This is a genomic window from Deltaproteobacteria bacterium, from assembly GCA_026712905.1.
Lineage (GTDB): Bacteria > Desulfobacterota > Binatia > UBA9968 > JAJDTQ01 > JAJDTQ01.
The window spans coordinates 1-19,934 of record JAPOPM010000145.1 but is presented as its reverse complement, the minus strand read 5'-3'; the positions used below and the strand labels follow the sequence as shown (position 1 = coordinate 19,934).

The window sequence follows — 19,934 nt, the reverse complement described above, 5'->3', positions numbered from 1 at the left end:
TTTCGGTGGAGTTTGGGGCAGTGATGGAATCCGGGGCGTTCCTTGAATTTTCGGTCAATGGCGCCTATGCTTTCCGGGATCCATTTGGACCCCAGGATCCATCGACATTGATAGCCGCGGCGACCTTCCCGGGTCAAGCAAGTGGACATCCCGGCCCGCGCCCGGAGCACGCGAGGGCCCTCCGACAGAGAGCGTTGCCGCGCCACCGGGGCTTGTCGCGTAAAGGACGTAAAGGAAATAGATGGCTGTAGAGGATCGGCTTCTTCGACTGAAGGAATTGGATCGCCGGGCGGAGCTCGGCGGCGGCGAGGTGCGTATTCGCCGGCAGCACAATGAAGGCAAGCTGCTGGCGCGGGAACGCATCGAGATCTTGCTGGACCAGGGTAGCTTCGTGGAGCTGGACCGGCTGCGCACCCACGACTGCACCGACTTCGACATGCAGGACCAGAAGATCCCGGGCGACGCCGTGGTCACGGGATCGGGCGCCATCGACGGCCGCAACGTCTTCGTCTACGCCCAGGACTTCACGGTGTTCGGCGGCAGCCTGAGCGGGGTGGTGGCGGACAAGATCTGCAAGGTCCAGGAAATGGCCATGAAGAACGGCTCGCCGATCCTGGGCATCAACGACTCGGGCGGCGCGCGCATCCAGGAAGGGGTCGTCAGCCTCGACGGCTATGCCCGGATCTTCGCCAACAACGTCGCGGCTTCGGGCGTGGTGCCGCAGATCTCGGCCATCATGGGGCCGTGCGCCGGCGGCGCGGTGTACTCGCCGGCCATCACCGACTTCATCTTCATGACCAAGAACACGGGCTACATGTTCATCACCGGCCCGGACGTCATCAAGACCGTAACCCACGAGGAGGTCACCAAGGAGGAGTTGGGCGGCGCCGAGACCCACACGCGCAAGAGCGGCGTGGCGCACTTCTCGGCGGACAACGACAAGGACTGCCTGCTCATGATGCGCGAGCTCATGAGCTTCCTGCCCAGCAACAACCTGGAGGAGCCGCCGTTCCGCCCCACCGAGGACGATCCCTACCGGCGCGACCAGCGCCTGCAGCATGTGGTGCCGCAGAATCCCAACCTGCCCTACGACATGAAGGACCTCATCGGCGCGGTGGTGGACGAAGGCTACTTCTACGAGGTGCACAAGGAGTTCGCCCCCAACATCGTGGTGGCGTTCGCGCGCCTGGGCGGACGCACGGTGGGCATCGTCGGCAACCAGCCGGCCCACCTGGCGGGCTGCCTGGACATCAACGCGTCGGTCAAGGCGGCGCGCTTCGTGCGCTTCTGCGACTGCTTCAACATTCCGGTGATCACCTTCGTCGACGTGCCCGGGTTCCTCCCAGGCACCGGCCAGGAATACGACGGCATCATCCGCCACGGCGCCAAGCTGCTGTTCGCCTACGCCGAGGCCACCGTGCCCAAGATCACCGTCATCACCCGCAAGGCCTACGGCGGCGGCTACATCGTCATGGCCAGCAAGTTCCTGCGCGGCGACGTCAACATGGCCTACCCGGCTTCGGAGATCGCGGTGATGGGACCCGAGGGCGCCATCAACATCGTCTTCCGCAACCAGCTCAAGGATGCGAAGGACGAGAAGAAAACGAGGCAGAAGCTGGTGGACGACTACCGGCGGCTCTTCGCCAATCCGTTCCGCTCCGCCGAGCTGGGCAACCTCGACGCCATCATCCTGCCCGAGGACACCCGTCCCACCCTGATCCGTACGCTGGAGATGCTCAAGAACAAGCGCGAGACCAACCTCCCCCGGAAACACGGCAACGTGCCGCTCTGAAGCCCGGGGGCGAACAGCGGAAGCGTTCGAGAATGTTCAAACGAATCCTGGTGGCCAACCGCGGCGAGATCGCCGTCCGCATCATCCGGGCGTGCCGCGAGCTGGATATCGAAAGCGTGGCGGTCTACTCCGAGGCGGACCGCGACGCGCTCCACGTCAAGTACGCCGACTACTCCTATCCGGTGGGGCCGGCGCCGTCGGCCGAGAGCTACCTGCGCATCGACCGCATCATCGACGCGGCCAGGAAGAGCCGCGCCGAGGCGATCCATCCGGGCTACGGCTTTCTCGCCGAGAACCCCGCGTTCGCGCGCGCCTGCGGCGACGCCGGCATCGTCTTCCTGGGGCCGGCCCCGGACGTCATCAAGCAGATGGGCGACAAGGTCCACGCGCGCGCCCTCATGAAGAAGGCCGGCCTGCCGGTGATCCCGGGGTCGGACGACATCCTCAGCTCCGAGGAGGAGGTGCTGGAGACCGCCGAGGCCATCGGCTACCCGTGCGTGCTCAAGGCCGTGGCCGGAGGCGGCGGCAAGGGGCTGCGGCTCGTGGAGTCGAGCGACGAAGTGCGCTCGGCCTTCCGCGCGGTGCGCTCCGAGGCGGCGTCGTCCTTCGGCGACTCCCGGCTCTACGTCGAGAAGTACCTGGAGCGCTGCCGCCACATTGAGGTCCAGCTCCTGGCCGACATCTACGGCAAGGTGCTGCACCTCTTCACGCGCGAGTGCTCCATCCAGCGGCGTCACCAGAAAATCATCGAGGAGTGTCCCGCGCCGAGCATCGACGTGCGCATGCAGAAGGCCATGGGCAAGACCGCGGCCCAGGGCGCCAAGGCGCTCAAGTACACCGGGGTCGGCACCATGGAGTTCCTGGTGGACCGCCAGAAGAACTTCTACTTCCTGGAGATGAACACCCGGCTGCAGGTGGAGCACGCCATCACCGAGCGGGTCATGGGCATCGACCTGGTGAAGGCACAGATCAACGTGGCCGATGGCAACCCCCTGCCCTGGTCCCAACGCCAGATCAAGGGCGCGGGCCATGCCATCGAATGCCGCATCTACGCCGAGGACCCCGAGACCGACTTCATGCCCTGTCCGGGCAAGATCGAGGGGCTGCGCCTGCCCGAGGGCTTCGGCATCCGCAACGACTGCGGCGTGTACGAGGGCGCGGAGATCCCCATCTACTACGACCCCATGATCGCCAAGCTCATCGTCTGGGGCGAGGACCGCGCCGAGGCCATCCGGCGCCTCAAGCGCGCCCTGCGCGAGTACCAGGTGCGCGGCGTCAAGACCAACATACCGTTCCATCAGTGGATGCTGCGCCACCCGCGGTTCATCGAGGGCGACTTCTACACCGGGTTCGTGGACGAGCAGCGCGGGTACATGGCGCGGGAGGAAGTCTACCCGAACCGCCACGTGGCGCTGGCCTCCGCTGCCATCGTGGCGCTGCACCGGGAGCAGGAACGGGCGCTGCAGATGGTGGAGAAGGGCGCGGCGGAGGAATCGGGATGGCGCGACGTCGGGCGCCGGGAGGCGCTCCGGCTCCGTCCCGACGCGGCCGCGCCGGGACGCGGGTGGTGAGGCCATGGCGTTCATCGCAAAGCTCGGCGGCCAGACCTCGGTCGTGCGCATCACGGAGACCGAGAAGTCCATCTACAAGGTGGTGGTGGACGGGCACGAGTTCACCGTGGACGGGCGGCGCACCGGACGCAACAACTACTCCCTCCTGATCGACAACCGCTCTTTCGAGGTGGACGTCGACGTGGACGTCGACGTGGACGCCACCGAGGACGAGTACCGCGTGCTCCTCGACGGCCGCACCTACCACATCAGCATGTCCGACGAGCGCCAGGTGCGGGTCGGCAGCAACCAGTCCGGCATCGAGGTGTCCGGCCGCCAGGAGGTCAAGATTCCCATGCCCGGCAAGGTCGTCACCGTGCTCGTGAACGAGGGCGACACCGTAACCAAGGGACAGGGGCTGGTGATCGTCGAAGCCATGAAGATGGAGAACGAGGTGCGCGCCCCCAGCCCCGGCACGATCAAGGAGATCCGCGTCAAGACCGGCGAGGCGGTGGAATCCGGGCAGGTGCTGGTGATCGTGGAGTGACCCTTCGACTTCGCTACGCTCAGGGCCAGCGGTCTATTCTTCGTCCCCCTCGTCCCCCTCGTCCGTCCCCGTGTCCTTCCGCCTCATGAAATAGACCACCACGACGGTGAAGCCGTAGAGCACCGTCAGCGGCAGTGCCAGCAGGATCTGCGAGACCACGTCCGGCGGCGTGAGCAGGGCGCCCAGCACGACGATGGCGAGCAGGGCGTAAGGGAAATGCCGGATCATCATGCGGTGGTCGATGAGCCCCACCCGCGCCAGGAACACCCCCACCACCGGCAACTCGAAAACGACGCCGAAGGCCAGCATGAGCTTGGCCGAGAACCCCAGATACTCGCTCACGCGTATCGCCGGGCGGATGTCCAGTTGCTGATACTGCTCCAGGAAGAAGCGGTAGCCCACGTCGAAGATCACGATGTAGCAGAAGCCCGCCCCGAGCAGGAAAAACAGCGTGCCGTAGACCACGAACGCCCTGGCGTAGCGTTTTTCCCGGCTGTAGAGGCCCGGCGCCACGAACTGCCACGCGTGCCACAGGAGCACCGGCAGCGCCACGAAGACCGCGGCCACGAACGCGACCTTGAGCTTGGCGAAAAAGGCCTCGGCGACGCCGGTGCCGATGACGGTGAGACCCGCGGCCTCGAGCCGGAGCAGGGGCGCGGTCATGAAGGCGATGAGCCAGCCCGCCACCGCGTAACAGGCCAGGAAGGCCAGTAACACGGTCACGGCGGACTTGATGAGACGGGAGCGCAGTTCCTCGAGGTGCGCGGTGAGCGGCATGCTGGCGTCGTGCGACAGCCGCTCCGCTTCGTCCGCGCCGACACTCTCCTCCGCGCCCGCTCCTTCGTCCGCGTTCACTCTTTCGTGGGGGGATCGCCCGCTGGAGATATGGTATTGGCGGGGGGGCCTTCTCCGGACGGCTCGGAATGCGTGCTCTCGGTAGGCGGAGGCGTCTCGAGCTCATCCGTGGCGGTTTGCAGCTCGCGTTTCATATCGTCGGTGGTGCGGCGAAACTCCGCCAGCCCCCGGCCCAGGGCGCGCGCCATCTCGGGCAGCTTCTTCGGCCCCAGGACGATCAAGGCCACGGCCAGGATCAAGAGCAACTCGGGCATTCCGATACCAAACATTTCGACTCCCAGAGGGTAGGCTAAGGCATTTGCGGGGGGGAGTCAAAGAGGGACGCGGAGCGCGCCGCGGCACCGCCCGCGCTTTGACTCCGTCTGTTGCGCAATGGTATGTTGCCCATCAACATGCGCCCTTCCGCCATCGTCACGGACCCGGTGTTCCTCAAGCACGAGCCGGGTCCGTACCACCCCGAGAACCCGCAACGGATCAAGACGCTTCTCGACCTCGCCGGCGAGGTCGCGGGCGGCGGCGACCGCTTCGAGCTGCTCCCTTTGCGCAGCGCGGTGCAGGCGGAGCTGGAGCTGGGCCACGGTTCGGACTACATCGATCTCGTGCGCTCGACTTCCGAACACGACCGGTTCGCGCTCGACGGCGACACCATCACGTGCCGGGACTCCTTCGGGGTGGCGCTGATGGCGGTGGGCGGGTTCCTGCAACTGCTGGACGCGGTGGCCGCGTCGGACTACGGCAACGGCTTCGCCATGGCGCGGCCGCCGGGACATCACGCGCTGCGCAACCGCGGCATGGGGTTCTGCCTGTTCAACACGGTGGCGATCGGCGCCCGCTATCTCCAGGAGAAGCACGGTGCGCGGCGGGTCGCCATCATGGACTGGGACGTGCATCACGGCAACGGCTCGCAGGACGCGTTCTACGACGATCCTTCCGTGCTGTTCCTGTCGACGCACCAGTACCCGTACTATCCGGGAACCGGCGCCGCCGACGAGGTGGGCAGCGGCCGGGGAGAGGGCTACACGGTGAACGTGCCGCTGCCGGCGGGCTGCGGCGACGCGGAATACCTGGCGGTCTTCAGGGACATCATCGTCCCGGCCATCGAGCGCTACGAGCCCGACTGGCTGCTGGTATCGGCCGGGTTCGATTCGCACCGCGACGACCCCCTGGCAGCCATGGGCGTCACCGAGCGCGGCTTCGGCGTCATGGCCAACGCGCTGCTGGAGCTGGCGCGGAAACACACCGGCGGCAAGATCGCGTTTCTGTTGGAGGGCGGATACGATCTCGCCGCGCTGCGCAACTCCGTGGCCACCGTGCTGGAGTGCATGCAGTCGGAGGAAGCCGCCTCCTTCGAGGCGGGCGGGGAGCGCATCGCGACCCGTATCCGGGAGGTGCTTCAAATACGCGAGCGGTATTGGTAGAGCAAGGCATCCTGAGAAAGACCATGGCAAATCCCAACGGACGCAGAGTCGTCATCACCGGCATGGGGATGTTGACCCCCCTGGGCATCGGCGTGGCCGCCAACTGGGAGGCGGTTCAGGCCGGGCGCTCCGGCATCGGCCCCATCACCCGCATCGAGGACATCGAGTCGTTCGCCAGCCGCATCGGCGGCGAGGTGGACGATTTCAACCCGCTGGACTACATCGACGCCAGGGAAGTCAAGAAGATGGACCTGTTCATGCAGTACGGCATGGCCGCCGCGCAAATGGCGGTGGAGGACAGCGGGTTCTCCGTGAGCGGCGACGAAGCGTTCCGCGCCGGGTCCATCGTGGGCGTGGGCTTCTGCGGCATCGCCACCATCGAGCACTATCATGAAGTGTACCTGAAGCAGGGGCCGCGCAAGATATCGCCCTTCTTCATCCCCAAGGTCATCTCCAACCTGGCGCCGGGCCAGATCGCTATCCGCCACGGGCTCAAGGGCGTCAACTGGACCCCCACCTCGGCGTGCGCGTCCGGCAACAACGCCGTGGGCGAGGCCTTCCACCTGATCCGCGAAGGCCGGCAGGACGCGGTCATCGCCGGCGGCACGGAAGCGGCCACGACTCCCCTGGGGCTGGGCGGGTTCGCCGCCATGAAGGCGCTGTCCACGCGCAACGACGAGCCGGAGAAGGCGAGCCGGCCGTTCGACAAGGAGCGGGACGGTTTCGTCATGTCCGAGGGCGCGGGCATGCTGGTGCTGGAGGAGCGCGAACGCGCGCTGCGGCGCGGCGCGCCGATCTACGCCGAGATGATCGGCTACGGCACCAACGGCGACGCCTACCACATCACCTCTCCGGCTCCCGAGGGCGAAGGCGCCGCCCGCTGCATGGCGCTGACCCTGGCGGACGCCGGCGTCGAGACGGCGGAGGTGGACTACATCAACGCCCACGGCACCTCGACCCCCTACAACGACGCCAACGAGACCGCCGCCATCAAGAGCGTGTTCGGCGCGCACGCCCGCGCACTCGCCGTCAGCTCCACCAAGTCCATGACCGGCCACCTGCTCGGCGCCGCCGGCGCGGTGGAAGCCATCTACAGCGTGCTCGCGCTGCACCACGGCATGTTGCCGCCCACCATCAACTACGAGACGCCCGACCCCGACTGCGATCTCGATTACGTATCCAACCAGGCGCGGGAGGCGGACATTCGGGTCGCCCTTTCCAATTCCTTTGGATTCGGCGGCACCAACGCGTGCATCCTGCTCAGGAAGGCGACATGACACAGCCAGCACCGCGAAGCGTCATACTGGGCACGGGTTCGGCCCTTCCCTCCAAGGTCGTCACCAACGACGATCTGGCCAAGATAGTGGACACCAGCGACGAGTGGATCACCTCCCGCACGGGCATCAGGGAACGGCGGGGGCTGGAGGACAGCAAGGCCACCTCGGACCTGGCGCTGCTGGCCTCGGAACGGGCGCTGGAGAACGCGGGCCTCGACGTCGCGGATCTGGACGCCATCATCGCGGGCACGTGCACGCCGGACTACCAGTTCCCCAGCCTGGGCTGCGTCCTCGAAGGCAAGCTCGGCGCCAAGGAGGTGTTCTCGTTCGACGTGAACGCCGCGTGCTCGGGCTTTCTCAACGCGCTCTCGGTGGCGGACCTGTTCATCCGCTCCGGGCGCATCAACAACGCCTTGGTGGTGGGCAGCGACGTGCTCAGCCGCTACCTCGACTGGCAGGACCGCAGCACCTGCATCCTGTTCGGCGACGCCGCCGGCGCCGCGGTGTTGGGTGCCGGCGAGAACGGCGACCGGGGCATCCTCAGCACCCAGCTCCAGACCGACGGCTCCTACGCCGAGACGCTCTACATCCGCGCCGGGGGCACCAAGAAGCCGGCCACGCGGGAGACCGTGGAAAACCGCGAGCACTCCATCTACATGAACGGCAAGGAAGTCTTCAAGGTCGCCGTCCGGTCCATGGAAGACATCAGCCGGCGGGTGCTCGCCGAGGCCGGCCTGGGCGTGGAGGACGTCTCCCTGGTGGTGCCGCATCAGGCCAACCGCCGGATCATCGCCGCCCTGGCCGCGCGCCTCGAGATTCCCATGGACAAGGTCGTCGTCAACCTGGACAAGTACGGCAACACCTCCGCCGCCTCGGTCCCGGTGGCGCTGGACGAGGTCCGCCGCGCGGGGCGCATCGCCGACGGCGACATCGTGCTGCTGAACGCCTTCGGCGCCGGTTTCGCCTGGGGCGCCTCCGTGATCCGGTTCTGATGTCCGGGTCGCCGGCCGACCGACCACCCTCTCTCACGTGATCCCGGCCGAAGCCTTCGCGCTCGCCTGCGGCTTCTTCACCGCCGTCAACTTGACCTTCCTCAAGAAGGGATTGGCCCACGGCAATCCCATCAGCGCCACCCTCCTCTCCCTCGCCATCAACGTGCTGTGCTTCTGGAGCTTCGTCCTGGCGGTGCTGCCGTGGGACGAGATCCTCCGCCCCGAGCTGCTGATCTTCGTGCTGGTGGGCGTGATCCAGCCCGGCGGCACGCGCTTCCTCGCCTATCTGAGCGTGGAGAAGGTGGGGGTGGCCGTCACCGCCCCGATCCGCGCCACCACGCCGCTGTTCTCGTCGCTCCTGGCCATCGCCGTGCTGGGCGAGCAGCTCACCCCGGCCGTGGGCGCGGGCACCGCCCTCGTGGTCGGCGGCATCACCCTGCTGAGCCTGAGCGAGGAAAAGAGCGGCGCATGGATGAACATCCTGGTGACGCTGCCGCTCCTCAGCGCCTTCGTCGCCGGCTCCACCCAGGTCATCCGCAAGATCGGCCTCGCCGGCATCAGCCTCCCCATCCTCGGCGCCGCCACCACCACCGGCACCTCCCTCGTCGCCATCGCCCTGTCCCTGACCGTCTCGCGCAACTGGTCCATGGTGCGCTTCCACCGCCGCGCCCTGGGCTACTTCATCCTGGCCGGCTGCTCCGTGACCCTGGGTGTCGCCAGCATCTTCATGTCCCTGCACCTCTCCGACGTCGTCATCGTCGCCCCGCTGGCGAGCCTGAGCCCGCTCTACAGCCTGGTGCTCTCGGCGATATTCCTGCGGGACGTGGAGGTGATCACGACGCGGAAGGTCGTGGCGGCGGGGTTGATCGTGGTGGGGGTGGTGATGATTACAGCGATAAGGTGAGGCGGGGGCGGATTCAAAGGGATGGGGCGTTGTACGGCCGTCGAGCGTTGGCGCTGATGAAACCGGCACCTCTCCGCCCAAGCAAGAATCTCATTCAGGCCGGCGTCGGCCTTAGGTGGATGTCCTCTGCCACGACCAAGGCAATTGCATATCGAATGCATGCATGGATGTCCGCGACCTTCGATTGGGGATAGCAGTCACAAATGATCTGACCGAAAGGGATCTCCTCGTCGACCAGTTCCACGATATCCTGTACGGCAATGAGGGTGCGCGCAACACACGGCTTCCCGAAGTGAACCCCTGTAGGTCAACAACTATTCTGTCCATGCGCACCGTCTTTGTACAGCAGTTTGATCAACTCGCCTCGAATGCGCTCTCGACAAGGAGCCATTCTAACACCTCCTCCGCAGGCCCTAAACCACGACAGAAACACCAGCCAGCAGGTCCTCGGTGAAGCCGGCCTGTACGTGGACGACGCGCGTTCGCCCTCGCCTGCGGGCTTTTCATTCCCATCAACCTGATCCTCCTGAAGAAGGGGATGGCGCCAACGCCATTCCCGCCATCGTCGTCTCCCCGGCCATCGACGTCCTGTCCTCCCTGGAGCCTCGCCGTGATCGTGCTCCCCTGGGACCGTATCCTCCGTCCGGACTGCTATCTCCGTCTTGGTAGGGCTGATCCAGCCCGGCAGCGCCCGTTACCTCGCCCACCCAAGGGCGGTGTGGGCGGTCACCGCGACCTTACGGGCCACCACGCCGTTCTTCTCGTCGCTGATCGCCATCGCCTGCTTCGCGAGCAGCTCACGTCAGCCGGCGGCAGTTGCGACGGTCATTGTGTCGGGATTCTTGCTCATCACGGCCATCTCTCGCTGCCCTAACTAACGCGACCGGCACGTGTGTCGGAACACGGTGCGCCGATCCGATACCCGTAGAAATGACTTGACAATATTCCTTTTTCTTGCACTATTCGAGTTCCTTTTTCATTGTCGGCAACACTCGACTTCAAATGGGCTGCAAGGAGGGGATCATGCAAAATAAATGGGTTATGGGGCTCGTAGTTCCACTCATAGTGGCCGGCTTTTCTGCCGTGGCATCTTGGAGAATTGCAATAAACACTACGGAGCAATCGTTGGCGCGCTCCATCCACAAAACAAACGCCCTAGCCGATAACGTCGGATACCGCTACTTCAGGACACTCGAATACGTGATCATGAAGGATCCTAACGAATCTGAAAAACTGATTTATATAAACCGCGAGGCCAAGCGAGGCTATAAAAGAACGCTGGAAGACATCTTGAAGGACTTCCGTTCTCTCGTGTCCAACCCGGCCTTTACGGGGAGCGGAGGCAAAGCCGCACTGTTTGCGGATCTCCAAGTCATCATCACCGGTGAACTCGCGCAAATCGAGAAACGAGAATGGCCGATGCCCACTACTCTACGTACAATGTGCGAGATCTACTTTGGAACTATTGGAACTAAAAAACTTCCCGGACTTTGGGATGGAGTTACGCAAACCGCTGTTTCGAAGAGGGAATGGGACCTCCACCAAATCGCCAAAAAAAGATGCGATGCGAACCAAAAGAGGTGAGGTGAAGTCTGTCTACATGGTTCGAACGCCTTGTTGATTGAAACGGCGCCGCACCGGTATACCAGCAGATCCATCCCCACCAGACCACAAGCCACGGTCCTGTTTAACGCGGCTCACATGCCCCACACCTCGATCTCGACGCCGCCGGCCAGTTCGCGGCGGTGGAAAAGCTTGTCCTCCCAGCTCCGGCTCTCGTCGCGGTCAAAGATGATCAGGTGACCGGATTCCGCGGCGCAACGGTCCATGTAGGCGGCGGTCTGCTCCAGGCCGTCGCCGATGGTGCGCTCCAGGCTCTTGTGCAGCACCTTGCACTCGATCACGAACTTGCGCGTCCGCGCGCCCTGGGGCCATACGATGAGCAGGTCGGTACGCATCCGGCCCAAGCCGTATTCCCGCTCGATGCGGCCTCCGCCGTTCACCACCCGCTGCAGGAACGCCTGCAAGAGAAGCTGCGGCTCGGCCTCCCGGTAGTCGAACCGCGCCACCCAGTGCTCGGAATGCTCGCGGAAGAACTCCTGAAAGGCCGTGAGCAGCTTACCCACCTCCAGGCCTCCGTCGGCGTCCAGGTACCAGGCGGTCTCTTCCACCAGCCCGGCCTGGGCGGCATAGGTGAGCTCCCGCGGCACTACCTCGGCGTAGATGGGATTGGCGATGCGCAGCAGACCGTCGCTGGCGATCAAGCCCAGGTCCCGGACGTATTCAATGTCGCGGGCCGAGAACTCCCGCTCATCCCCGCCGCTCAGCAACGGTCCCACCACCCGGCGCACCCGTTCTTCCTGGAGCTTGTCCGCCAACTGGTCCAGGTGGGTCTCCCGGCGCGCGATGAGGCGTTCCCGGGCTTCGGTGACCTCGCCCGCGTCGATGGCCCGGCCGCGGTCCCGGCCCGCCTTGTTGCGGAAGCAGACATCGTAGGCGAGCGCGTTGACCAGCCACGGCTGGCCGCGGGTGAGCGTCCACACCTCCGCCAGGGCATCCTCGGTGAACACCTGGGCCGTCTCTGCCGTATGCTGGGCCAGCAGCCCGCGCACCTGGGTCTCGGAGAAATCCCCCATACGCAACGACTCGGCCTTGATGTTGAACGCGCTCCCGCCGGCGATGATCTCCTTCTCGGCGCTGGAATGGATGCGGTAGTCGCGCACGTCGCGCACGCCGCACAGGACGACGCTCTGCGGAAAGCTCTTCGGGCGCCGCACATATCCCGCCCGAAGCTGGCGCAACACCGACAGCAGGGAATCGCCCACTAGCGCGTCGATCTCGTCGATGAGCAGCACCAGCGGCCTCGGGTCGGCCTCGGACCAGCGGCTCAGCACCTCGCGGAGCGCCCCGGCCGGGCCCGCCTCGGCAAGAATGCCGGGCCATACATCAGCCAGCGTTTCGTCGCCCAGCGTCGAGCGCGCCCAGGATGCCAGCTCGCCCAGAATGGCACGCATGGCCTTCTCGGTGTCTTCGCGCGCAGCCTGCGCCGCCTCGACGTTGGCGTAGACGCAACGGTAATCGCCCTCGGCGCCGCTGTTCAGCAGGTCCCGCAACGCCAGCAGGGCGGAGGTCTTGCCGGTTTGCCGCGGCGCGCGCAGCACGAAGTAGCGCTCGTCGCGAATGAGGGTCAGCACGTCTTCGATGTCGAGCCGGCTCAGCGGCGGGATGCTGTAGTGCTTCTCGGACTGGACCGGCCCGGTGGTGTTGAAGAAGCGCATGGGCGCATTGTGACACGTTGCATCCGGACGGGCGACTCGCACCGTCCGCCGTTGCCCACTTCCCTGCCGCGCCAACCGTAACCGCAGGACATGTCAAACAGGACTCTGGCGGCATGATCCATTACCCGGAATACACCTTGACTTTGCCGCCATCCTGACCAAGAAACCCGGACCATCTCACAGCAGCCGGATCGGGCCCGGGTAACGCCCGACGGCCTCGTCGGCGGTCAGCAAGGTGATACCTTCAACCTGGGCCTGGGCGACCAGAAGCCGGTCGAACGGATCTTTGTGGAGTTGCGGCAACAACGCCACGGCCACGGCATGGGCGCCGTTCACCGCCAGTTCCGCATAGCCGTTTTCCAACAATCCTCGACGCAGCAAGTGTGGATCACATTGAAAATCCGGGCGTCCGATCGAACTCTTGATGGCGACCTCCCACAGCGATGCGACACTGACCACCGGCTGCGTCTCCGGGTCTTCGAGGAGCATGCGGGCTTCGTCCGGTAGGCGTTCCGCCGCTCCCGCTGCCCACAGCAACACGTGGGTGTCGAGAAGGAGCTTCACTCCTTGCCCTCGAACAGCGCTTCGATCTCGGCGGAGCCGATACGGTCGAAGTCCTCGGGGACCGAGACCTTTCCCTCCAGAAAACCAATCCGCCGCATGGCTCCGGGGCGCGGTGCCTCCACCGCAACGACTTTGACCAATGGCTTGCCCGCGCGTGCGATAATGAACGGTTCACCGTTGGCGGCGGCCTCCACGAGACGCGAGAGGTGCGTCTTGGCTTCATGCATGTTGATGGTACGCATACGACACTCCACGGACTTAGTTAACTTACCTTAGTCGAGATAAACGAATAACGCAAGTTTCTGCCGAGGTGTTGAAAATCCCCGCTCGGCGGGCCACAGTTCGGCTCTGAAGGAGGGCCGATATGAAAAAGGTACTCAGCGAGCACGTCCCCGCCAACACCGGCTGGTCCGGGGACCTCAAGAAGGGGCAGACCATCCGCATCATCGCCATGTCCACGGTGGACTTCCTGGTGCTGGACCGGGACAACCTGCGGGAGCGGTTCGACCAGGCCCGCACCAAGGTTTACAACGGGAAGATTTTCCTGAGCACCGGCGACAAGCTGATGTCCCGGGACAACCGGCACTTCATGACTATCGTGGCGGATACCTTCGAGGAGGGGACCCACGACCTGCAGAAGGGCATGTGCAGCGGCCACCGCTTCCAGTTGGCCAAGGAAGAGGGGCGGCTGCGGGAGTACTACCATCGGGACTACCGGGATGACGAGATCCCGGACCACGGCTGCTGGGAGAACTTGTCCGGGGCGCTGGCGCCCTACGACATCGCGCCGGAGGACGTGCCGAGCCCGTTCAACCTGTTCCAGCACATGATCATCGACGGGAAGACGGGGCTGATGCAGCACACAACGGTTCGGCCGGCGGCGCCGACCAACGTGGACATGCGCGCGGAGCGGGATCTGCTGGCGGCGTTCAGCGCGTGCCCGGACATGCCGGTGGGGGGGAAGCCGGTGGATGTGGAAATTTACGAGGAGGATTGACCCCTCCTCACCCCTGGATTCCCGCTTTCGCGGGAATGACGCTAAGGGGTGTCAGCGCCGTTTTGTGTCAAGTGCAGTATTAACACAGCCTGTTCCGCGAAAATGACGGTATAGACCGGCCGTGCCATTTTCTATTTCCTGTTTGAGCGGTGGCTTGACGGGGACTGTTCCCTGGGGACGACGTTCTCGGGGCGATGCTGGCTACTCGAAGCCCATGCGCCGGCCCCAGTTGCCCGGGTCCTTGAGGAAGTCGAGGATCTGGTTGCGGCTGTCTTCGGAGAAGAACCCGGTGTCCGCGCCGGCGCTCAGGATGTCGTCCCAGTTGGAGAGGGTGTGGAGGCTGATGTCGTGGTCGGCGAGGTTCTTCTTGCCCTCGTGCAGGTCGAGGGCGTCGGAGCTGTACTCGAAGACGCACAGGCAGTGGGTGATGCGCGCCTTCTGGGCGCGCACGCCGATGTTGAAGCGGAGCTTGCTGAAGCCGTCGGTGACGAGGTCCTCCACCAGGGTCACCCGCTGGCCCTCGTCGAGAACCCCCTCGATCTGGTTGGTGTGGCCGTAGCCCTTGGGGTTCTTGCGGATGTAGATCATGGGCTTGCGCAGGTAGTGGGAGACGAAGGCGGCGTAGGGGATGCCCGCGGTCTCGCCGCCGGCCACCACGTCCATGTTGTCGAGGCCGATGTCGCGGCGCGCGATCTGCGCCAGGGCTTCGAGGATCTCGTCCCGCGCCTCCGGGAAGGACAGCAGCCGGCGGCAGTCGATGTACACCGGGGATACCCGGCCCGACACGAACACGAACGGCCTGTCGCTGTACACCTGGATGGACTGCGTGCTCAGCAGCAACTCGGCGATTCTCTTTCCGGTCTCTGACATGGATGCGATTCCTCTGGGTCGATGATGCGGCGGCGTTAACGGGGGTTGCTTAACACGGCGGGGAAGCCTTTGCCAGTCGTTGTTTCCGTGCGGCCTTTCCTGTTACGATTCCCCCTCTCCCAACCCTCGAGCCGGTTCATGGAAATCCCACAGATCAACAAGGACAGGCTGTTGCGCGACCTGAACGCGGTCTCGCGCATCGGCCTGGGCGAAGGCGGCTCGGTCACGCGGCTGGTGTTCTCGGTGCACGAGTTGCGCTCGCGGCAGTTGCTGGTGCACCTGATGAACCAGGCCGGGCTGGACGTGCGCGTGGATGCGGCGGGGAACATCTTCGGACGGCTGGCCGGCGAGCGGGAAGGACCGGCGGTGCTGGCCGGGTCGCACCTGGATTCCGTCGTGCAGGGCGGGCGATACGACGGCCCGGTGGGCGTCATCGGCGCGCTGGAGGCGGTGCGCACCATCAAGGAGAGCGGCGTTCCGGTGCCGGCGCCGCTGGAGAGCGTGTGCTTCGTGGGCGAGGAGTCCAGCCGTTTCGGGTTCTCCACCCTGGGGAGCAGCCTGGTGGCGGGAGACGTCACCATGGAGGACTTCGCCAACGCGGTGGACGCGGGCGGCAACCGGCTGGAGGACGTGCTGTCGAGCCTGGGCATCTACCGGGAGAACCTCGATTCGCTGAAACGCGATCCCGAGACCGTCAAGGCCTACCTCGAGTTGCACATCGAACAGGGTCCCATCCTCGAATCGAAGAAGAAGAAGATCGGCGTGGTGACGGCCATCGCCGCCCCGAGCCGGTTCCGGGTGGTGTTCCGCGGCCAGGCCGACCACAGCGGCACCACGCCCATGGAAATGCGCAAGGACGCGCTGGTGGCGGCGGGGCACCTGATCACCTACATCGACGAGGTATGCCGCGAGCACGCCGCCGCCGAGAAGGGCCGGGTGGTGGGGACGGTGGGCGCCGTCAAGGTGGAGCCCGGCGTCATCAACGCCATCCCGGGGCGGGCGGAGATGCAGGTGGACGTGCGCAGCATCACCGCCGCATCCAAGCGCAAGGTGGCCGGGCTGATCAAGAAGCGGGCGCGCCGCATCGCCCGGGAGCGCGCCGTGAAGGTGGACCTCGTCACCATCCGGGACGAGGAGCCGGTGGCGCTGCACCCGCGGGTGATCGCGCTCATCCGCGCGCTGTGCGAGGAACGCGGCGTGCCCTTCGAGGTGATGCCGTCGGGCGCGGGGCACGACGCCATGCAGATGGCCAAGATCACCCCCACGGGCATGATCTTCATCCCCAGCGTCAACGGCGTGAGCCACAATCCCACGGAATGGACCGACCCCGAGGATATCTGTCTCGGGACCCAGCTTCTGGTGGAGACGTTGCTGCGAGCCGCCCATGCGAAGATCTAAGCCGAAGACCACGCGGGTGCTGAGCGCGGCGCAGATCGCGCGAATTGTCGCGGGTTTCGCCAAGCGCATCGCCGACGAATACGGCGCGGCCGCCTCGCTGGCGTTCATCGGCGTTCGCACGCGCGGGCCGACGCTGGCCCGGCGGGTGGCGCACGTGCTCAAAGAGAAGCACGACCTGCCGGTGGCGGTGGGCGAACTGGACATCACGCTCTACCGCGACGACCTGAACACGCTCCTGCCGGAGGGGCGCATCGACGGCACCCATATTTCCTTCGAGGTCAGCGACAAGACCCTGATCCTGTTCGACGACGTGCTCCATACCGGACGCACGGCGCGCGCCGCGGTGGATCACCTCATGGCCTTGGGGCGGCCCCGGGCCATTTTCCTGGCGGTGCTGGTGGACCGGGGCGGGCGCGAGCTGCCCATCGAGGCCCGGTTCGTCGGCAAGGAGGTGGACCTGCGGAAGGACGGAGACGTGCGCGTGAGGCTGGCGGAGGTGGACGAGGTGGACGAAGTCGTAGTAGCGTAAAACCACTTGACAACCCACACCAATACCCGTATGAGGCAGGGTTTGATTGGGGCGGAGCCCCGGAAGAGCCCTATCTCCACACCCATCTGGATTCCATGAGCAAGAGCCAAGAGATACCCCTTGAAGAGTCCCAGGATTCGTCGTTTGTCGCGTCGGTGAAAGGTGTCTACAACCGCCACCGCATCGGCATCAACTTCTTCTTGTCGGTGATCCTGGCCCTGTTGACGTGGGAGTTCATCGACTACATCTTCGACGATCCCGACTTCTTCACCGGCCCGGTGGCAGTGGCCGTCGAATTCACCGTGCTGGTGTATGAGCCGCGGTTCTGGGAGAACATCAACTACAGCGGCACCGAGCTGATCTACGGCTTCAGTCTCGCCATGATCCTGGGAGTCGTCATCGGCGCGGCGGTGGCTTTCAGCAGGACCCTGGACGAAATGTTCTCCCCCATCCTGGTGGGCCTCTACGCCACACCGCGTTCGGTGGCGGCACCGCTGTTCATCATATGGCTGGGCCTCGGCATCGCCTCCAAGGTCGGCGTCATCACCCTCGCCTCGGTGTTCCCCGTGATCATCAACACCCAGGCCGGCATCAAGAACGTCCAGGGTGAGTATCGCATGCTGGGACGGGCCTTCAACATTTCGTTCTGGGCCATGCTGACCAAGATCATCATACCGGGGTCGCTGCCGTTCCTGATCGCGGGGCTGAGGTTGGGCTACTCCCGGTCGGTGGTGACCATCATGGTGGCGGAGCTGTTCGGGGCCGAGGCCGGTATCGGCTACATGATCGACCACGCGACCCAGACGTTCCACGTGGCCGAGATGATGGTGGGCATCTCGCTCCTGACCATCATGGGCATCGCGGGCAACGAGATCCTGAAGGGCGTCGAGCGCTGGGCCACGCCTTACAGAAAGACTTTGGTCTAAGCAAGAGAGCCGGAAGCAGAGCCATGGAAGCCTTGTCAAGCATCTATCAGCAGCAGCGAAGATGGCTGAACGCCATCTTCGGCCTCACCGTCGTGGGGCTGTTCTGGTCATTCGCCGACTGGCAGGTCAACAGCGAGTTGTTCTTCGTGGGCCCGTGGCGGGTGGTTACCTACACCTACGGCCTGTTCGCCAGCGGCGAGATCCTTGACGATCTGTACATCAGCGGCATCGAGTTCTTCTGGGGATTCGGCGTGGCCGCCGTCGTGGGCATCGGTCTCGGGATGATCTTCGGGATCAGCCGGGTATTCCGCGAATTCTTCGATCCCTGGCTCAGCGCGGTCTATGCCACACCGTCCGTGGCCCTGGCGCCGCTCATCATCATATGGTTCGGCGTGGACCTCACGGCCAAGATCGTCATCGTCCTCATCACCGCGGTCGTGCCCATCGTCCTGAACACCTATACCGGGGTTATGAGCGTCGGCAAGGAGTTCCAGACCCTGGCCAACTCGTTCTGCATCCCCCAGAGGCAGGTCCTTTACAAGATCCTCATTCCGGGTTCACTCCCCTACATCGTTACGGGGCTGCGCCTCGGCATCTCCCGCGGGATCGTGGGAGTCGTCGTGGGAGAGTATTTCGGCGCGTATGCGGGACTCGGCTATCAGCTTTTCAAGGGACTGGATACCTTCAACATGCCGCTCATGATGTCGTGCGCGGCCATGCTCGCCGGCACCGGCGTCGTGCTCAACCAGGTCATCCTGGTGATCGAGCGAAGGATGGCGCCGTGGCGTGATTCCACATTACAGGAGTAGTTCGTGTCATCATCGATTCAGGTAGAACAAGTCCACAAGACTTTCATGAAACCCACCGGGGAGACCGTCCATGCCGTGGGCGGCATCGACATGGATCTCCGCCCCGGGACGTTCTATTCGTTCGTGGGTCCCAGCGGATGCGGCAAGACCACCATGCTGCACATGATCCACGGACTGCTCCCCCCCACCAGGGGCCGCATCCTTCTCGACGGGGACGAGGTGGCCGGCCCCACGCCCAACAAGGCCGTGGTGTTCCAGCAGGCCCTGCTGCTGCCGTGGCGGAACGTTACCGACAACATCCAGTTCGGCATCGAGAACGACCGCGGAATGTCCGCCACCGAGAAGCGCGAGATTTGTGACAAGTACACGCAGATCGTCGGCTTGCGCGGCTTCGAGAGCCACTACCCTCACGAGCTTTCCGGCGGCATGCAGCAGCGGGTGAACCTCGCCCGGGCACTTGCCGTGAACCCCGAAATCCTTCTGATGGACGAGCCCTTCGCATCGCTGGACGCACAGACGCGGCTGCTCATGCAGGAGGAGCTCCAGCGCATGATCGACTGGAAGAACTCCGGCAAGATTGTCGTGTTCGTGACCCACGACATCGAGGAAGCCGTGTTTCTTTCCGACGTGGTTTTCTGTTTCAGCTTCAGGCCGGGTACGATCATGAAGGAGATCAAGGTCCCCTTCCCCACCCCCCGCACCCTACGAGTCAAGGAAGAACCCGAGTTCCTGCAGATCAAGCACGACATCTGGGAGCTGTTGGCGGACGAGGCCCGCAAGGCCATGGAGGAGTAGTCCCCCGCCAGGCAGGCACCATTCCCTATGCAACGGCAATAACGCGAAGTTCTGGGCTGAATCTCACAAACAAGGAGGAGAGCCGATGAAACATGAACTTGCCGCAAGGAGGGTCGCCACTGTCCTGTTGGGGACATGCCTGCTGTTCGCCGGCCACGCGCTGGCCCTGGAGAAGCTCCGCATCCCGGTAGCGTCCCCCAACTCGAGCACCGCGCTGGTGCAGCAGATGGGCATCTACAAGGGCTGGTTCAAGGAGATCGGCTACGACGCCGCGGTCTACTCGGTGTCGGGCGGCGAGAACGCCGCCGTGCTGGCCCTGGAACGGGGTCAGCTCCCCTTCTTCAGCTCGGACGACGTCGTTCCCCTGGCCATTCGTCCCGGCAGCAACATCCGGGTCGTCGGCACCTTGATGAACACGCTGCCCTACTGGCTG

21 protein-coding genes and 1 pseudogene are annotated in these 19,934 nt (G+C 64.8%); 15 read left to right on the top strand and 7 right to left on the bottom strand.

The features are described 5' to 3' along the window. Positions 1-241 precede the first annotated feature (241 nt). Genes OXF11_11360 through OXF11_11350 form a run of 3 tightly spaced genes read left to right on the top strand, consistent with a single transcriptional unit; the run spans position 242 to position 3,889 of the window. Positions 242-1,792: an acyl-CoA carboxylase subunit beta gene (locus tag OXF11_11360; GenBank protein ID MCY4487693.1), complete on the top strand. Its 1,551-nt coding sequence runs from the start codon at positions 242-244 to the stop codon at positions 1,790-1,792. A gap of 32 nt (positions 1,793-1,824) precedes the next feature. Further along, positions 1,825-3,363, top strand: a complete 1,539-nt coding sequence (gene accC, locus OXF11_11355; protein MCY4487692.1) for an acetyl-CoA carboxylase biotin carboxylase subunit — start codon at positions 1,825-1,827, stop codon at positions 3,361-3,363. 4 nt (positions 3,364-3,367) lie between these two features. Continuing rightward, positions 3,368-3,889: a biotin/lipoyl-binding protein gene (locus OXF11_11350; protein MCY4487691.1), complete on the top strand. Its 522-nt coding sequence runs from the start codon at positions 3,368-3,370 to the stop codon at positions 3,887-3,889. 33 nt (positions 3,890-3,922) lie between these two features. Here the strand turns inward: OXF11_11350 and tatC are convergent, their stop codons facing one another. Further along, entirely contained in the window at positions 3,923-4,744 is an 822-nt protein-coding gene (gene tatC, locus OXF11_11345) for a twin-arginine translocase subunit TatC (GenBank protein ID MCY4487690.1), read from the bottom strand. Continuing rightward, positions 4,741-5,013: a Sec-independent protein translocase protein TatB gene (tatB, locus tag OXF11_11340; protein ID MCY4487689.1), complete on the bottom strand. Its 273-nt coding sequence runs from the start codon at positions 5,011-5,013 to the stop codon at positions 4,741-4,743. The genes tatC and tatB overlap by 4 nt, the downstream gene beginning before the upstream one ends. A gap of 108 nt (positions 5,014-5,121) precedes the next feature. Between tatB and OXF11_11335 the strand changes: the two genes are divergently transcribed. The 4 genes from OXF11_11335 to OXF11_11320 are packed head-to-tail and all read left to right on the top strand — an operon-like array spanning position 5,122 to position 9,335. After that, positions 5,122-6,162 carry a histone deacetylase gene (locus OXF11_11335; protein ID MCY4487688.1) on the top strand — a complete coding sequence of 347 codons (1,041 nt, stop codon included), beginning with the start codon at positions 5,122-5,124 and terminating at the stop codon, positions 6,160-6,162. A 23-nt stretch (positions 6,163-6,185) separates the two neighbouring features. Beyond that, positions 6,186-7,439 (top strand): beta-ketoacyl-ACP synthase II, encoded by a 1,254-nt coding sequence (gene fabF, locus OXF11_11330; protein ID MCY4487687.1) that lies wholly within the window; start codon positions 6,186-6,188, stop codon positions 7,437-7,439. After that, positions 7,436-8,431 (top strand): ketoacyl-ACP synthase III, encoded by a 996-nt coding sequence (locus OXF11_11325; GenBank protein ID MCY4487686.1) that lies wholly within the window; start codon positions 7,436-7,438, stop codon positions 8,429-8,431. The genes fabF and OXF11_11325 overlap by 4 nt, the downstream gene beginning before the upstream one ends. A gap of 37 nt (positions 8,432-8,468) precedes the next feature. After that, the gene (locus OXF11_11320; GenBank protein ID MCY4487685.1) at positions 8,469-9,335 is read left to right on the top strand and encodes a DMT family transporter; all 867 of its coding nucleotides are present in this window, start codon (positions 8,469-8,471) and stop codon (positions 9,333-9,335) included. Between the two features lie 94 nt (positions 9,336-9,429). Here the strand turns inward: OXF11_11320 and OXF11_11315 are convergent. After that, positions 9,430-9,662: pseudogene (locus OXF11_11315) on the bottom strand (DUF433 domain-containing protein). A gap of 696 nt (positions 9,663-10,358) precedes the next feature. Between OXF11_11315 and OXF11_11310 the strand changes: the two are divergent. Next, on the top strand, positions 10,359-10,919 hold the full coding sequence (locus OXF11_11310; protein ID MCY4487684.1) for a hypothetical protein: 561 nt from the start codon (positions 10,359-10,361) through the stop codon (positions 10,917-10,919). Positions 10,920-11,032: 113 nt separating this feature from the next. On the opposite strand, the gene OXF11_11305 is transcribed toward OXF11_11310, so the two are convergent. The 3 genes from OXF11_11305 to OXF11_11295 all read right to left on the bottom strand — a co-directional run bounded on the left by OXF11_11305 (position 11,033) and on the right by OXF11_11295 (position 13,419). Then, a complete protein-coding gene (locus OXF11_11305; GenBank protein ID MCY4487683.1) occupies positions 11,033-12,613 on the bottom strand; it encodes an AAA-like domain-containing protein in 1,581 nt (526 codons plus the stop codon). Between the two features lie 177 nt (positions 12,614-12,790). Beyond that, positions 12,791-13,177: a type II toxin-antitoxin system VapC family toxin gene (locus OXF11_11300; GenBank protein MCY4487682.1), complete on the bottom strand. Its 387-nt coding sequence runs from the start codon at positions 13,175-13,177 to the stop codon at positions 12,791-12,793. Next, positions 13,174-13,419, bottom strand: coding sequence for a type II toxin-antitoxin system prevent-host-death family antitoxin (locus OXF11_11295; GenBank protein MCY4487681.1), 246 nt, complete (start codon positions 13,417-13,419; stop codon positions 13,174-13,176). The genes OXF11_11300 and OXF11_11295 overlap by 4 nt, the downstream gene beginning before the upstream one ends. Positions 13,420-13,541: 122 nt before the next feature. On the opposite strand from OXF11_11295, the gene OXF11_11290 reads away from it, so the two are divergent. Beyond that, on the top strand, positions 13,542-14,174 hold the full coding sequence (locus tag OXF11_11290; GenBank protein MCY4487680.1) for an urea carboxylase-associated family protein: 633 nt from the start codon (positions 13,542-13,544) through the stop codon (positions 14,172-14,174). 201 nt (positions 14,175-14,375) lie between these two features. On the opposite strand, the gene pyrE is transcribed toward OXF11_11290, so the two are convergent. Then, positions 14,376-15,044 carry an orotate phosphoribosyltransferase gene (gene pyrE, locus OXF11_11285; GenBank protein ID MCY4487679.1) on the bottom strand — a complete coding sequence of 223 codons (669 nt, stop codon included), beginning with the start codon at positions 15,042-15,044 and terminating at the stop codon, positions 14,376-14,378. Positions 15,045-15,182: 138 nt separating this feature from the next. Here pyrE and OXF11_11280 point away from each other — a divergent pair, with 138 nt between their 5' ends. From OXF11_11280 to OXF11_11255, 6 genes are all read left to right on the top strand, one after another. Then, positions 15,183-16,442 (top strand): M20 family metallo-hydrolase, encoded by a 1,260-nt coding sequence (locus OXF11_11280; protein MCY4487678.1) that lies wholly within the window; start codon positions 15,183-15,185, stop codon positions 16,440-16,442. Beyond that, positions 16,429-16,971: a bifunctional pyr operon transcriptional regulator/uracil phosphoribosyltransferase PyrR gene (pyrR, locus tag OXF11_11275; GenBank protein ID MCY4487677.1), complete on the top strand. Its 543-nt coding sequence runs from the start codon at positions 16,429-16,431 to the stop codon at positions 16,969-16,971. The genes OXF11_11280 and pyrR overlap by 14 nt, the downstream gene beginning before the upstream one ends. A 95-nt stretch (positions 16,972-17,066) precedes the next feature. After that, positions 17,067-17,897: an ABC transporter permease gene (locus OXF11_11270; GenBank protein MCY4487676.1), complete on the top strand. Its 831-nt coding sequence runs from the start codon at positions 17,067-17,069 to the stop codon at positions 17,895-17,897. 23 nt (positions 17,898-17,920) lie between these two features. Further along, positions 17,921-18,706 carry an ABC transporter permease gene (locus tag OXF11_11265; GenBank protein MCY4487675.1) on the top strand — a complete coding sequence of 262 codons (786 nt, stop codon included), beginning with the start codon at positions 17,921-17,923 and terminating at the stop codon, positions 18,704-18,706. Positions 18,707-18,751: 45 nt separating this feature from the next. Further along, entirely contained in the window at positions 18,752-19,501 is a 750-nt protein-coding gene (locus OXF11_11260; GenBank protein ID MCY4487674.1) for an ABC transporter ATP-binding protein, read from the top strand. Between the two features lie 85 nt (positions 19,502-19,586). Next, positions 19,587-19,934: hypothetical protein (locus OXF11_11255; GenBank protein ID MCY4487673.1), on the top strand; the 348-nt coding region annotated here is incomplete at its 3' end.